Below are 13,330 nucleotides of genomic sequence, written 5' to 3'. Positions count from 1 at the left end.
CCCCTCGTGTCCCGCCCGACGGTCGCAGACGCCGCCGTCGAACGCGCCGCTACCGCCGAATGACTCCGACGCGACTGGGGCAAGATGAGGACATGCCCACCCTGCGTCTCGCCCTGTCCCAGGTCAACCCGAGCGTCGGCGACCTCGCCGGCAACGCCGACCTGGTCCGCAGCTGGACTCGCCAGGCCGCCGATGCCGGTGCCCAGCTGGTGCTCTTCCCGGAGATGATGCTCACCGGCTACCCGGTCGAGGACCTGGTGTTCCGGCGGTCCTTCGTCGCCGCGTCCCGGGCGGCCCTGGAGCGGCTCGCCGCCGACCTCGCCGCGGACGGCCTCGGCGAGGTGCCGGTGGTGGTCGGCTACCTCGACGCAGACGGGCCGCCGCAGGTCAGCGGGGACGCGGAGCCCGGCCACGGTGCCCGCAACGCCGCCGCGCTCCTGCACGGCGGCACGGTGGCCACCCGCTACTTCAAGCACCACCTGCCCAACTACGGCGTGTTCGACGAGGACCGCTACTTCATCCCCGGCGACACGCTCACCGTGGTGCGCATCGCCGGGGTGGACGTGGCGTTGACGATCTGCGAGGACCTGTGGCAGGCCGGCGGCCCGTTCGCCGCCGCCCGGGAGGCAGGCGTCGGCCTGGTCGTCAACATCAACGGCTCGCCGTACGAGCTGAACAAGGACGACATCCGGTTGCCGCTGGTCCGCCGCCGGGCCGCCGAGGCGAACGCCACAATCGCGTACGTCAACATGATCGGCGGGCAGGACGAGCTGGTCTTCGAGGGCGACTCGATGATCGTGACCGCCGACGGGGAACTGCTCACCCGCGCCCCACAGTTCGTCGAGCACCTCCTCGTCCACGACGTGGACCTGCCGGCCGCGACCGAGCCGCCGGCCACCCAGACCGCCGCCGGCCTGCGGGTCGTCCGCGGCGCGGTGGACGGTGTCCCGCCCACCCCCTCGGGTCCGGCCGCCGTCGGCGGGCTGATCGAGCCGGTGGCCGACGAGGCCGAGGTGTGGCAGGCGCTGGTGCTGGGCCTGCGCGACTACGTCAACAAGAACCGCTTCCCGTCGGTGGTGCTCGGCCTCTCCGGCGGTATCGACTCGGCGGTGGTGGCCGCCCTGGCCGTCGACGCCCTCGGCGGAGACCGGGTCGTCGGGGTGTCGCTGCCCAGTCAGCACTCCTCCGAACACTCCCGTGAGGACGCCGCCGACCTGGCCAAGCGCACCGGACTGGACTACCGCGTCGAGCCGATCCAGCCGATGGTGGACGGCTTCCTGGCCAACCTGTCGCTGTCCGGGGTGGCGGTGGAGAACCTCCAGGCCCGGGTCCGCGGCGTCATCCTGATGGCGTTGTCGAACCAGGAGGGGCACCTGGTGCTGACCACCGGCAACAAGAGCGAGCTGGCGGTGGGCTACTCCACCCTGTACGGCGACTCGGTGGGCGGCTTCAACCCGATCAAGGACGTGTGGAAGACGCTTGTGTGGCGGCTCGCGAAGTGGCGCAACGCGGACGCCGCCCGCCGGGGCGAGACCCCGCCGATCCCGGAGAACTCGATCGGCAAGCCGCCGAGCGCCGAGCTGAGCCCCGGCCAGTTGGACAGCGACAGCCTGCCCGACTACGACGTACTGGACCCGATCCTGATCGGCTACGTCGACGGTGACCTGGGCCGCGACGGGCTCGTCGAGTCGGGCCACGACCCGGCGGTGGTCGACAAGGTGCTCCGCCTGGTGGATACCGCCGAGTACAAGCGTCGGCAGTCGGCTCCCGGCGCGAAGATCTCGATGAAGGCGTTCGGCCGGGACCGCCGCCTGCCCATCACCAACCGCTGGCGCGAGAAGGGCTGACCGTCCGGAGTGACATCCTGCACTGCGCCCTGCCGCGACCCGCTCCTGCGGTGCGACGATCGCGGTGGAACCCGGGGACCGCGCAGGCGGCCTCGAGGAAGGAGACAGTCATGGTGGAGTCCACTGCGAACGAGGTGACCGCCCTGTACGGCGGCCCGGCCACCAGGCGGGTCCGTACCCGCGACCTGATCGCCGCCAAGGAGCGCGGCGAACGGTGGCCGATGCTCACCTCGTACGACCAGTACACGGCGGGAATCTTCGACCAGGCCGGCGTGCCGGTGCTGCTGGTCGGCGACTCGGCAGCGAACAACGTGTTCGGCTACGAGACGACCCTGCCGATCACCGCCGACGAGCTGCTGCCGCTGGTGCGGGCGGTGGTGCGGGCCACCCGGCAGTCGCTGATCGTCGGCGACCTGCCCTTCGGCTCGTACGAGGAGGGCCCGGCCCAGGCACTGCGCACCGCCGTGCGGTTCATGAAGGAGGGTGGCTGCCACGCGGTGAAGCTGGAGGGTGGCCGTCGTTGCGCCGCGCAGATCGCCGCGATCGTCGGCGCCGGCATCCCGGTGATGGCGCACATCGGCTTCACCCCGCAGAGCGAGCACACCCTGGGCGGCTACCGGGTGCAGGGCCGGGGCGACACGGCCGAGGAGGTGCTCGCCGACGCGCGGGCGGTCTTCGAGGCGGGCGCCTTCGCGGTGGTGCTGGAGATGGTGCCCGGCGAGGTGGCCAAGCGGATCACCGCGGAGCTGCCGATCCCGACAGTGGGCATCGGGGCCGGCCCGGACACCGACGCGCAGGTGCTGGTCTGGCAGGACATGGCCGGTCTGCGCACCGGCAAGACCCCACGTTTCGTCAAGCGGTACGCGGACCTCGCCGGCACCCTGACCGACGCCACCCGCCGCTTCGCCGACGAGGTGCGCGGCGGCGAGTTCCCGGCCGCCGAACACACCTTCTAGACCGGGGGCGGCTCCTGAATGGGGGTGTTCCCCGCCCGGTCGGCGACGCCGCCGGGACGGCGGATGTTCGGCCGCTGCCGGCCGGGTAGCTGCCGGCCGGGCCGCTGCCGGTCAGGCCGCTGCCGGTCGGTAGCTGCCGGTCAGGTAGCTCTGGAGCGGCGGCCGGGTCCGCACGGCCTGAAGCTCGGCAGCCGCGGCATCCGCCGCTGGTCGGTCGCCGACGGATCCTCCAGTCAGGCGCATATCGATCTTGGTAACTGAAAGTGTCGTACGTTTGTTCTAGTGTCAGGACATGCTGGAGTCGTTGGCGCAGGCGGAGGAGGCAATCGCCGCCTGCACCGACGCACCAATCTGGGCTGCGGCGGAGCCCGACCTGCTCGCCACGCTCGACGCCGCACACCGCATCGAGCAGCGCCTCGCCGCCGTGAAACTGGCGGCGATCCGCGAACTCGACGGCCGTGGCACGCCGATTGCCCAGGGTGCGTCCTCCACCGCGGTCTGGCTCCGCGAGCGGCTGCGCCTCACCGTGCCCGCCGCCCGCCGGCTGGTCGACCTCGCCGCCACTCTCGACACCGGCAATCCCGGGGTACGACGCGCCCTCGCCGACGCGGACATCACCGTCGACCAGGCCCGAGTCATCGCCGACACCGTCGCGACCGTGCAGGATGTCGCCGGCACGCAGGCCGCCGACAAGGCCGTAGGCGTCCTCGTCGACTGGTCCGGCCAGTTCGACCCCGTCCGGCTGCGCATACTCGGCACCCGCATCCTCGACCACGTCGCTCCCGACCTGGCCGACCACGCCGCCAGGGCCGCACTCGACGCTGACGACCGCCGCGCCACCCGCGACCGGCACCTCACCCTCTCCGAGCAGACCGACGGCCGGCTGCGCCTCACCGGCACCCTCGACACCGAGGCCGCCGCCGTGCTGCGTGCCGCCCTCGACCCACTCACCGCGCCCTCGGGCCCCGACGACAAGCGCACCGCCGGGCAACGCCGCCACGACGCCCTCACCGACGTCTGCCGACTCGCCCTACGCACCGGCCAACTGCCCGAGAACGGCGGCGACCCCGCCCAGATCGTCGTCACCACCGGCTACGACGCGTTGACCCGCCAGCTGGGCGCGGGCAGCCTGGACACCGGCCTCGCACTCACCCCCGACACGGTGCGCCGGCTCGCCTGCGACGCCGCCATCCTGCCCGCCGTCCTCGGCGGCGGTGGTCACGTCCTCGACGTCGGCCGCCAACGACGCCTGTTCACCGGGCCGCTCCGGCGCGCTCTCGTCCTACGCGACCGAGGCTGCGCCTTCCCCGGCTGTGACCGTCCATCCCGCTGGTGCGACGCCCACCACATCCGGCACTGGGCCGACGGCGGGCCCACCAGCCTCGCCAACGCGGTCCTGCTCTGCGGCCACCACCACCGCCATCTTCACCGCGGCGACTGGACCGTCCACCTCGGCCATGACGGCCAACCCGAGTTCGTCCCACCCGCCTGGCTCGACCCCACGCAGGTTCCCCGCCGCAACCACTACCACCGACGAGCGTAGGCCGCCGACCAGCCACAACACCCGGCCACCCCCAAGGCCTGGCCGCTGACGAGCCGACGATTGGAGCTGGACCCGCCCCACACCCGTCGCCCGACGCACGACCGCCGGACGGGGCGACCAACGCCGCGCGCCAACAGCCACAGCAGTAGCGGCCGTGGCGTGCCCGTGGCCGCCCGCGACGCCGGGCCGCACAACGGTGGGCCGCGCAAACGCTAGGCCGCGCGACGCCGGACCGCGCGAAGGTGGGCCGCGCAAAGGCTAGGCCGCGCGACGCCGGACCGCGCGAAGGTGGGCCGCGCAAAGGCTAGGCCGCGCGACGGTGGGCCGCGCAAACGCCGGACCGCGCGACGCCGGACCGCGCGACGCCGGACAGACGAAACCCGGTACAACGAAACCCGGTACAACGAAACCAGGTACGACGAATCGCCGGCCAGCGAGTCTGGGTGGCGGCGGTCCGGTCAGAGGTCGGTGACGCGGATGCCGGCGTGGGCCTTGTAGCGCTTGTTGATGGCGATCAGGTTGGCGGTGAACGCCTCGATCTGGTGGGCGTTGCGGAGCCGACCGGCGTAGATGCCGCGCATCCCGGGGATCCGGGCGGCGAGCGCGGCGACCACGTCGACCAGTTCGCGGTCCTCGGTGCAGATCAGCACGTCCAGGTCGATGCGGTCGACGTCGGGGTCGGCGAGCAGCGGGGCGCTGACGTGGTTGAACGCCGCGCAGACCCGGGAGTCGGGCAGGAGCGCGGCGGCCTGCTGAACGGCGCTGCCCTCGGCGACTGTGAGCGCGTACGGGCCCTGCTTGTCGAAGCCGAGCGGGTTGACGCAGTCGACGACGATCCGGCCGGCGAGCGGCTCGGCGAGGGAGGCGACGGTTGCGGCGTGCCCGTCCCACGGCACCGCGATGATCACGATGTCGCTGCGCCGGGCCACCTCGTCGTTCGCCGCGCCGGCGATGCTGGCGTCGGCCGGCATTCCGGGCAGGGCGGCGATCTCGGCGGCGGACTCGGCGGCCCGCTCCGCGGAACGGGAGCCGATCAGCACCGTCTGCCCGGCCCGCGCGAACCGGTAGGCGAGGCCCCGCCCCTGGTCGCCTGTGCCACCGATGATGCCGACCGTCAGCCCGGACACGTCGGGCAGCGTGCTCGCGTCGTATGCCATGGGGTCATCCTTCCAAACCACCAGGCACGGCAGCAGCGCCGTGTGCTGTGACAATCCCCGCTGCCCCGGAAGGCCGCAACCGCGAGCCGGTTCAGGCCAGCTCGAACAGGACGGTGCGGGCCGCCGGGTCGGCGGTGACCAGGCGGACCCGGACCCGTTCGCCGAGCGGCAGGTCACCGAGGCAGCGGGCGCGTACCGGTGGGGTGTCCAGGGCGACAGTGCCGCCCGGCGGACGGGGGCGGGACTTGCCGTTGGGCGGGGCGTCGACGTCCAGGACCGCCGCGTCGAAGATCTCGCCGACCCGGTCCGCCAGCAGCACCGCCTCGGCCAGCTCGACAGCTCCCCGGCTGGCCGCCGAGGCGGTCCGGTCGGTGCTGGCCATCACCTCGGGCAGCCGGGTCAGGGCCTCACGCGCCCAGTCGGGCACCGACCGGCCCGCGTGCAGGGCCAGGCAGACCTCTGTGGCGTACCTGTCGGCGAGACGCCGCAGCGGCGCCGTGACGTGTGCGTACGCGGCGGCCACCCCGCCGTGCTGCGACTGCTCGGGAAGCGCGCCGTCGAAGGCGGTGTACGCGGCGCCGCGCATCAACTCGGCCGCCTGGTCGATGAACGCGGCGGCGCGCGGCTGGGCGGGGTCCAGCGCGGCGATCACCTCGCCCGGGCCGACGCCGTCGGGCCAGTGCACACCGAGCGGCGCGGCGGCGGCGCGCAGCCGCTGCACCGCCTCCGGTTTCGGGGCCGGCATGGTGCGCAGCAGGCCGACCCGGCCGGCCAGCATGATGTCGGCGGCGGCCATTCCGGTCAGCAGGGAGATCTGCGCGTTGTACTCCTCCATGGGGGCCGGGCCGCGCAGCACCAGCCGCCAGCCGTCGCCGTCGGGTTCCACGTCCTGCTCGGGAAGCGGCAGGTTGATGGCGCCGCGGCGCAGCCCTCGTACGGTCAGCAGGTCGCCGATCTCCGGCAGCAGGGCGATCGGCTCGGGCAGCCGTCCGGCGTCCGCGGCTGCCTGCACGCCTGTGTAGTCGAGTTTGGCCCGGCTGCGCACCAGTGCCCGTTCCAGTTCGACGGCCAGGGTGCCGCCGTCGGCGTCCAGGTCGATGGTCCACACCACGGCGGCCCTGTCGTCGTCGGGCAGCAGGCTGGCCGCGCCCTCGCTGAGCGTCAGCGGGTGCAGCGGCACGTGGCCGTCGGGCAGGTAGACGGTCTGCCCACGCCGCCACGTCTCGGCCTCCAACGCGCCGCCCGGGGAGACGTGCGCGGCGACGTCCGCGATCGCGTACCGCACCCGGTAGCCGCCGCCCGCGCGGCGCGCGAGGTGCATCGCCTGGTCCAGGTCGCGGGAGCTGGCCGGGTCGACAGTGACGAACGGTACGTCGGTGCGGTCGACGGGCGGCCGCGGTGGTGCCGCGGCCGCCTCGTCGGCCTCCTGCTGCGCGTCGGCCGGGAAGCCCTCGGGCAGGCCGAGTTCGCGGCGCAGCGCGCCGAAGTCGATGCGGGGTGCGAGCACGCGTCGGATGACCACATGTCAATCCTGACAGCGCCGCCGGTGATCCGCTTCCGGTGACCGGCCGAGATCTTCCGACAGCCCCACACCCGACGGGCGGCGGCCGCTCAGCCGGTCGCCTTCCGGGCGGTGCTGCGCGTACCCCGGCCGGTGGTGGCCCGCGCGGCGGCCGGGCGGGCCGGCGACTTGCGGGCGGTCACCTTGCGGGCCGGCGCCTTGGCCGCGACTGTCTTCTTCACGGGCGCCTTCTTCGCCGCCGCCTTGCGGGCGGCCGTCGACGAGGTGCCTGTCGACTTCGCGGCCGGAGCCTTCTTCGCCGGCGCCTTGCGGGCGCCGCCGCTCGGGCGGGTGGAGGCCGTCTTCTTCGCCGTCGTCTTCTTCGCGGGCGCCTTCTTGGCCGGTGCCTTCTTCGCGGCGGTCTTCTTCACGGCGGTCGCTTTGGTCGCGGCCTTACGCGCCGGCGCCTTCGCCGCGGCGGTTGTCTTCTTCGCCGCCGACGAGGTGGTCTTCTTCGCGGCGCCTGCCGTCTTCTTCGCCGCGGCGGTGGTCCTCTTCGCCGTACCCGTGGTCTTCGCCGCGGCGGTGGTGGTCTTGCGCGTCGCGGACGCCGGGGTCCGCTTCGCGGCGGTGGTCGTCTTGCGGGTGGTGGTCTTCTTCGCGGGGGCCTTCTCGGCCGCCGTCGTGGTCTTGGTGGTGGTCTTCTTCGCCGGCGCCTTCTTGGCCGCCGTGGTGGTCTTCTTCGCCGGGGCACGCCCCGCGCCGCCGGCCGCCTTGCGGGCCGGCGCCTTCGCGGCGCCCGTGGTGGACTTGCGCACGGGGGTGGTCCGGCTCGCCGCCGTGTTCCGCTCGGCCGCGGCGGTCTTCTTCGCGGTGGTGCGTCGGGCGGCCGGGCGGGTGGTGGCCTGCTGTGCTTCGGCCATCGTGGTTCCCTCCTTGGGGGCGTGCTCTCGCGTGCGTCCTCGCGGAGCACGAAATGCCTCGGCGCGGGCCGTCCCGCGCCGCCTACCTGTTCTCCCCGGCCCAACGGGCGTCCTCGGCGTCCCACGCTTCGTTGCGCTCCTGCACCCGTTGCAGGGCGTTCTCCGCGTCGGCCGCCGAGTCGTACGGACCGAGGACGTGCTTCGCCGGGCACACGTCGGCGTCGGTCTCGACCCGGTGGTGCCGGGTGCACCAGTAGTACTTCCCACCACGCTCACTGTCCGTCATGGGAATCACTGTGCACCGCCTACCGGCCGGCCGCCACCGGATCACGCAAGTGACCGACCTTCTCCACAGTAGATATGCTTTCCGCCCACGGGAGCAAAACGCCAGAAAACGGCCAGAACAATCAGCCGACTGTGGCCGTCGGATCGCGGCCTATGATCGGCCGGTGGCGATTCCGGACTACATCGCGGGGATGCGCAGGCACGTCGGACACGACCTGCTCTGGCTGCCGAGTGTCAGCGCGGTGATCCGCAACGACGCCGGTGAACTGCTGCTGGGGCAACGGGCCGACGACGGGCGCTGGTCGGTGATCAGCGGATTCGTCGAGCCCGGTGAGCAGCCGGCCACCGCGCTGGTCCGTGAGGTACGCGAGGAGACAGGCCTCGACGTGGCGCCGGTGCGGATGTCGAGCGCCGTCTCGCACCCGCACACCTACCCCAACGGCGACCGCTGCGAATACCTCAACCTGGGCTTCCTGTGCCGGGTGGTGGCCGGCACGGCACGGGTCAACGACGACGAGTCGCTGGATGTCCGGTGGTTCGCGATGGACCGGCTGCCCGAGTTGGACAAGCACGCCCTGCTGGTCCTCGCCTACGCCCTGCGGGACAACCAGGTGGCCGGCTACCTGCCGCCGGGCACCGGCTGGGACGACGTTCCGGACTGAGTCCGCGTACGCTGGCGGACTTTGCTTCTCCGGGAAGGGTCTGCCGTGGCCGAATATCCGCAGGACGTCGTACGCCGATTCCACGCCACCCCTGATCAGGTGGACGCGGGTCTGGTGGGCGAACCGCCCCGGGCATGGCGCTCGGTCGTCGTCGAGGACCACGACCCGGCGTGGGAGCTGCGGTACGCGAGCGTCCGTGCGCTGCTCACCGAGGCGCTCGGCGCCGTGGCGATCGGTGTGGAGCACGTCGGGTCGACTGCCGTGCCGGGCCTCGTGGCCAAGCCCGTCATCGACATCGACCTGCTCGTCGAGGACACCGCGGACGAGTCCGGCTACCTTCCCGCCCTCGAACGGCTCGGCTACCGACTGGTGCTGCGCGAGCCGTGGTGGCACGGGCACCGGATGCTCCTCAGCGCGGCGGAGGACGTCAATCTGCACGTCTGGCCGAGGGGCGCGCCCGAGCCCGTCCGGCACCTGCTGTTCCGCGACTGGTTGCGGGCGCATCCGGACGACCGTGAGCGGTACGCCGTGGCGAAGCGACGCCTGGCACGCGACACCGCCGGTCGACCGCGCGACTACAGCCTCGCGAAGAACGACGTCATCGACGAGATCTACGCTCGGATCTTCGCGGACAGCCAAGCGCCCTGAGCGATCGGACCCGGCGCGGCCGGTCGACCGCCCGCGCCCACCGACCGTCAGAGGGGCTGCTGCCGCATGATCCAGGTGGGCACCGGCTCCGGCAGGTGACCCGCCACCTCCCAGCCGGCGCGGCGGTACAGCTCGACGTTCGCCGGGTTGCTCGTCTCCAGGACGGTCGGTAGGCCGTCGGCGGCGGCGCGGGCCAGACCGGCGCGCATGACGGCCCGGCCCCAGCCGCGTCCGGCGTGGTCGGGGTGGGTGCCGAGGACGCCGAGGTACCAGAACGGGACGGTTGGCAGGGCGGCGTGCACGGCGTCGTCGTAGGCCTGCACGCGGGCCAGCACGTCGGCGGGGAAATGACCGGCGAAGCCGCCGCCCCCGTCATCGTGGCCGCCCGTGGCCGGGTCGGCTGGCGGCTCCCAAATGGCGACGGAGGCGCCGGCGCCGATCGTCCAGATGGACGACAGGTGCACCCGCTTGTCGAAGAGGTGCCCGAAGAAGGCGGCGGCGTGGACCGGGTACGTGTCCTCGTCGGGGAACAGGTACCGCAGGACGGGGTCCTTGACGAACGCGGCAACCAGGGAAACGACCACCGCGTCACGGTCCGCTGGGGTGGCGATGGTGATCTCGGGGGTGGTCACAGCAGACGACACTACCCCGAGATTGTGCGTCGATTCTGACCTCGCGACGGCCGTGATCCGGCGGAAGAAGGCAGACTCGCCTGATGGACATCGATCACTACCGACAGCACTCCCCGTACAGCGACCCCGGTCGGCATGCCGCGCTGCTCGACGCCGTCCCGGCCGACATCGCCTCGGTGGCGGCGACCGTCCGCAACGTGATCGTCCACTACCGCGCCGGCGGCGTCGAGTTGCCACCCGACCGGCTGGAGGAGGTGAACGGCCGCTGGGTGGACCGCATCCTCGACACCGACCAGTCCCGATTCCCGCTGCCCCTCGCCGCCGAGCGTCCGGCCGTCGACCGGGTGGCCGGCTGCTGTCGGGACTACACGCTGCTCTCGGTCGCGGTGCTCCGCCAGCACGGCGTTCCCAGCCGCAGCCGGGTCGGTTTCGCCTCGTACTTCGTGCCCGGCTGGCACCACGATCACGTGCTTGTGGAGTACTGGAACGGCCGCCGGTGGGTCTGGGCCGACCCGGAGGTCGACCCGGCCGGCGACTGGGGCTTCGACGGCTACGACATCGACCCGAAGGCCGGTCTCTTCGACTCGGCGGCGCGGGTGTGGTCGGCGTACCGGGCCGGGACGATCGACCCCGAGGTGTACGGCGTCAACCCGGAACTACCGATCCGCGGCGACTGGTTCATCCACAACTCCGTCCTGCTCGAGCTGGCCCACCGGCAGAAGGACGAGCTGCTGCTCTGGGACAGTCTGGACGCGATGACCGACGACGTCTCCACCGGGGACCTCACCGTCGTGGACGAGATCGCCGCGTTGCTGCTCGCCGCCGACGACGGCGACGAGGCCGCGGAGAAGGCACTCGCCGACAGGTACGCCAGTGACGCCCGGTTCCGCCCTGGCTCGCGGGTGCGCAGCATCTCGCCGGTCTCCGGCACCGTCAGCACTGTCGACCTGGGCACCCGCCCTACCCGAAGGTGAAGGCGTACGCCTCGGCGCCGGGCTCACCGAACGTGATCTCCAGGGTCCGCTCCCGGACCGCGCCGTCCTGGCGGACGAGCTGGTAGAGCCGGCCGTCCTGAAGTACGCCGTTGCCGTCCTCGTCGACGTCGACGCCGTGTGACGGGCCGGGAGCGTCACCGTCGAGCAGGACGCGGAACGGGATCGGCGCTCCCGCCCCGGAGGCCAGCACGAGATGCGCGTCGCGGGCGTGGAACCGGAAGGCGATGCCGCCGTCGGCCTGCTCCAGCACGACGTTCTCCGACCCGATCGTCCACTCCCCCGCCAACGCCCACTGGTTGAGGTCCAGGCGCTCGGGGATGTCGTAGGCGCGACGTTCGTCGAGCGCGGCGCCGGTCGGCGACGCGAAGTGTTCGCCGCGACTGAAACCGAGGTACGTCTCGGGCGTGCGCAGGTTGGTCCAGTCGGCCTCCGCCTCCGGGCCGAGCCCGTTGACGGGTACGGGGTTCCGCTCGATGCCGAGCAGTTGCTGGAGCACCCGCTCGGACTGCTCGTACCGTCCCTCACCGAAGTGTTCGTCACGGATGACACCGTCGGTATCAGCGAAATAGAGGGCCGGCCAGTACTGGTTGGCGAATGCTCGCCAGATCGCGAAGTCGCTGTCGACCGCGACCGGGTAGTCGATGGAGCGCGCCGCAACCGCCCGCCGTACCTGGTCGGTGTCGTGCTCGAACGAGAACTCCGGCGTGTGCACGCCGACGACGACCAGCCCGTCGTCGCGGTAGGCCCGCGACCAGGCCCGGACGTAGGGCTCCTGACGTAGCCAGTTGATGCACGTAAGCGTCCAGAAGTTCACGAGGACGACGCGCCCGCGCAGGTCGGCGGGGCCGAGTGGCTCGGAGTTGAGCCACTCGACCGCCCCGCCGAACGGGGGCAGGTGCACGGCCATCTAGCGCAGCGACCGAAAGGCGGTCCGAAGCTCCTCGGAGAAGATCTTTGGCTGTTCCCAGGCCGCGAAGTGCCCGCCCACGTCGAGCTTGTTGTAGTAGATGAGGTTGGGGTACGCCTGCTCGGCCCAGCTCTGCGGTGCCTCGTACAGCTCGTCGGGGAACACGCTCACGGCGACCGGGACGGTCACGCCCTTTGCCGCGAAGAACGACAGCTTGTTCTCCGCGTACAGGCGCGACGCGGAGATCGCCGTGTTCGTCAACCAGTAGAGCGAGATGTTGTCCAGGATGTCGTCGCGGGTGAGGCCCGCTTTCGCCCCGTCGAAGACCTGCGCGATCAGGGCCAGACTCTTCGCGTCGTGGTCGAGCAGGAACGACGCCAGCCCGACAGGGGAATCCGCGAGCCCGGTAAGCGTCTGCGGACGCGTCGCCATCATGAGGGCGTACGCGACGTGCTTCCAGACGTAGTTGGCTTCCTCGGCGGCACGCATCTCGTCGTCGGAGAGACCGGACGGCAGCGAGCCCATGGCGTTGTTCGCGCCCGTGGTGTCGCCCTGGAACAACAGGTCTATCTCGGTGGGGATCGCACCTGGCATGTTGGTGTGGATGCCGAGCAGTTCCGGGGGCGCCTGGATGCCCATCTGGTCCACGATTACCGCACCCCAGTCGCCGCCCTGCGCGACGAACCGGTCGTAGCCGAGCCGCTTCATCAACTCCGTCCAGGCGGTCGCGATCTTCTGCGGATTCCACCCCGACTCGGTCGGCTTGCCGGAGAAACCGTGCCCGGGTAGCGACGGGATCACCAGGTGGAAGGCGTCCGACGCGCTCCCGCCGTGTGCGGTGGGATCGGTGAGCGGCTCGATGATCTTCATTTGCTCGATCACCGAGCCCGGCCACCCGTGGGTGACGATGAGGGGCAGCGCGTCCTCGTGCTTCGAGCGCACGTGGATGAAGTGGATGTCCACCCCGTCGATGGTGGTCATGAACTGCGGTACGGCATTCAGTCGCGCCTCGACCTTGCGCCAGTCGTACTCCTTTTCCCAGTAGCGGGCGACGGCCTGGATCGTCGCGAGTGGCACGCCCTGCGACTGGTCGTCAACCGTTTCCTTGTCCGGCCAGCGGGTGGCCTTGATGCGCCTCTTCAGGTCATCGAGGTCGGCCTGGGGAATGTCGACCGAGAACGGCCGAATCTCCGTGGTGCCCGGACGGGTCCTGGTTGTGACAGCCATGCGTGTTTCCTCTCCGTCTAGGTTTGCGCCTCGCGAGGAGAAAATCA

At 71.8% G+C, this 13,330-nt stretch carries 13 protein-coding genes; 6 read left to right on the top strand and 7 right to left on the bottom strand.

Annotation, left to right across the window (positions count from 1 at the left end; translation table 11 throughout):
- Nucleotides 1-92 precede the first annotated feature (92 nt).
- From ACFY1S_RS19505 to ACFY1S_RS19495, 3 genes are all read left to right on the top strand, one after another.
- Nucleotides 93-1,847: an NAD+ synthase gene (locus ACFY1S_RS19505; RefSeq protein WP_387119789.1), complete on the top strand. Its 1,755-nt coding sequence runs from the start codon at nt 93-95 to the stop codon at nt 1,845-1,847.
- A gap of 110 nt (nt 1,848-1,957) precedes the next feature.
- The gene (panB, locus tag ACFY1S_RS19500) at nt 1,958-2,803 is read left to right on the top strand and encodes a 3-methyl-2-oxobutanoate hydroxymethyltransferase (protein ID WP_387119786.1); all 846 of its coding nucleotides are present in this window, start codon (nt 1,958-1,960) and stop codon (nt 2,801-2,803) included.
- Between the two features lie 292 nt (nt 2,804-3,095).
- Nucleotides 3,096-4,346 carry a DUF222 domain-containing protein gene (locus ACFY1S_RS19495; protein WP_387119783.1) on the top strand — a complete coding sequence of 417 codons (1,251 nt, stop codon included), beginning with the start codon at nt 3,096-3,098 and terminating at the stop codon, nt 4,344-4,346.
- Between the two features lie 458 nt (nt 4,347-4,804).
- Here the strand turns inward: ACFY1S_RS19495 and npdG are convergent, their stop codons facing one another.
- The 4 genes from npdG to ACFY1S_RS19475 all read right to left on the bottom strand — a co-directional run bounded on the left by npdG (nt 4,805) and on the right by ACFY1S_RS19475 (nt 8,213).
- On the bottom strand, nt 4,805-5,503 hold the full coding sequence (gene npdG / locus ACFY1S_RS19490) for an NADPH-dependent F420 reductase (protein WP_364362482.1): 699 nt from the start codon (nt 5,501-5,503) through the stop codon (nt 4,805-4,807).
- Between the two features lie 91 nt (nt 5,504-5,594).
- Nucleotides 5,595-7,025 carry an RNB domain-containing ribonuclease gene (locus ACFY1S_RS19485; protein WP_387119779.1) on the bottom strand — a complete coding sequence of 477 codons (1,431 nt, stop codon included), beginning with the start codon at nt 7,023-7,025 and terminating at the stop codon, nt 5,595-5,597.
- Nucleotides 7,026-7,114: 89 nt separating this feature from the next.
- Complete coding sequence (locus tag ACFY1S_RS19480; RefSeq protein ID WP_387119776.1) at nt 7,115-7,927, bottom strand: histone; 813 nt, start codon at nt 7,925-7,927, stop codon at nt 7,115-7,117.
- Nucleotides 7,928-8,009: 82 nt separating this feature from the next.
- Nucleotides 8,010-8,213: a hypothetical protein gene (locus ACFY1S_RS19475; RefSeq protein ID WP_387119773.1), complete on the bottom strand. Its 204-nt coding sequence runs from the start codon at nt 8,211-8,213 to the stop codon at nt 8,010-8,012.
- Between the two features lie 163 nt (nt 8,214-8,376).
- On the opposite strand from ACFY1S_RS19475, the gene ACFY1S_RS19470 reads away from it, so the two are divergent.
- Both ACFY1S_RS19470 and ACFY1S_RS19465 read left to right on the top strand, forming a co-directional pair.
- The gene (locus ACFY1S_RS19470) at nt 8,377-8,874 is read left to right on the top strand and encodes an NUDIX domain-containing protein (RefSeq protein ID WP_364362479.1); all 498 of its coding nucleotides are present in this window, start codon (nt 8,377-8,379) and stop codon (nt 8,872-8,874) included.
- A gap of 45 nt (nt 8,875-8,919) precedes the next feature.
- Complete coding sequence (locus ACFY1S_RS19465; protein WP_387119769.1) at nt 8,920-9,522, top strand: GrpB family protein; 603 nt, start codon at nt 8,920-8,922, stop codon at nt 9,520-9,522.
- A 47-nt stretch (nt 9,523-9,569) separates the two neighbouring features.
- Here ACFY1S_RS19465 and ACFY1S_RS19460 read toward each other — a convergent pair whose 3' ends face one another.
- The gene (locus ACFY1S_RS19460) at nt 9,570-10,154 is read right to left on the bottom strand and encodes a GNAT family N-acetyltransferase (protein WP_387119766.1); all 585 of its coding nucleotides are present in this window, start codon (nt 10,152-10,154) and stop codon (nt 9,570-9,572) included.
- An 83-nt stretch (nt 10,155-10,237) separates the two neighbouring features.
- Here ACFY1S_RS19460 and ACFY1S_RS19455 point away from each other — a divergent pair, with 83 nt between their 5' ends.
- Entirely contained in the window at nt 10,238-11,128 is an 891-nt protein-coding gene (locus tag ACFY1S_RS19455; RefSeq protein ID WP_387119763.1) for a transglutaminase domain-containing protein, read from the top strand.
- Here ACFY1S_RS19455 and ACFY1S_RS19450 read toward each other — a convergent pair.
- Together ACFY1S_RS19450 and ACFY1S_RS19445 are read right to left on the bottom strand one after the other, a co-directional pair.
- On the bottom strand, nt 11,115-12,056 hold the full coding sequence (locus ACFY1S_RS19450; RefSeq protein WP_387119760.1) for a redoxin domain-containing protein: 942 nt from the start codon (nt 12,054-12,056) through the stop codon (nt 11,115-11,117). The genes ACFY1S_RS19455 and ACFY1S_RS19450 overlap by 14 nt on opposite strands.
- Entirely contained in the window at nt 12,057-13,283 is a 1,227-nt protein-coding gene (locus ACFY1S_RS19445; RefSeq protein ID WP_387119757.1) for an epoxide hydrolase family protein, read from the bottom strand.
- Nucleotides 13,284-13,330: the final 47 nt, after the last annotated feature.

Source organism: Micromonospora sp. NPDC000663 (genome assembly GCF_042898105.1).
GTDB lineage: Bacteria > Actinomycetota > Actinomycetes > Mycobacteriales > Micromonosporaceae > Micromonospora.
The sequence above is the reverse complement of the archived record's forward strand: the minus strand, read 5'-3'. Positions and strand labels throughout refer to the sequence as shown.

What these genes read in the sequence shown, in the direction of transcription:
- npdG (WP_364362482.1), bottom strand. Translation starts at nt 5,503, where the DNA reads ATGGCATACGACGCGAGCACGCTGCCCGACGTGTCCGGGCTGACGGTC.
- ACFY1S_RS19445 (WP_387119757.1), bottom strand. Translation starts at nt 13,283, where the DNA reads ATGGCTGTCACAACCAGGACCCGTCCGGGCACCACGGAGATTCGGCCG.
- ACFY1S_RS19505 (WP_387119789.1), top strand. Translation starts at nt 93, where the DNA reads ATGCCCACCCTGCGTCTCGCCCTGTCCCAGGTCAACCCGAGCGTCGGC.
- ACFY1S_RS19480 (WP_387119776.1), bottom strand. Translation starts at nt 7,927, where the DNA reads ATGGCCGAAGCACAGCAGGCCACCACCCGCCCGGCCGCCCGACGCACC.
- ACFY1S_RS19455 (WP_387119763.1), top strand. Translation starts at nt 10,238, where the DNA reads ATGGACATCGATCACTACCGACAGCACTCCCCGTACAGCGACCCCGGT.
- ACFY1S_RS19495 (WP_387119783.1), top strand. Translation starts at nt 3,096, where the DNA reads ATGCTGGAGTCGTTGGCGCAGGCGGAGGAGGCAATCGCCGCCTGCACC.
- ACFY1S_RS19450 (WP_387119760.1), bottom strand. Translation starts at nt 12,056, where the DNA reads ATGGCCGTGCACCTGCCCCCGTTCGGCGGGGCGGTCGAGTGGCTCAAC.
- panB (WP_387119786.1), top strand. Translation starts at nt 1,958, where the DNA reads ATGGTGGAGTCCACTGCGAACGAGGTGACCGCCCTGTACGGCGGCCCG.
- ACFY1S_RS19475 (WP_387119773.1), bottom strand. Translation starts at nt 8,213, where the DNA reads ATGACGGACAGTGAGCGTGGTGGGAAGTACTACTGGTGCACCCGGCAC.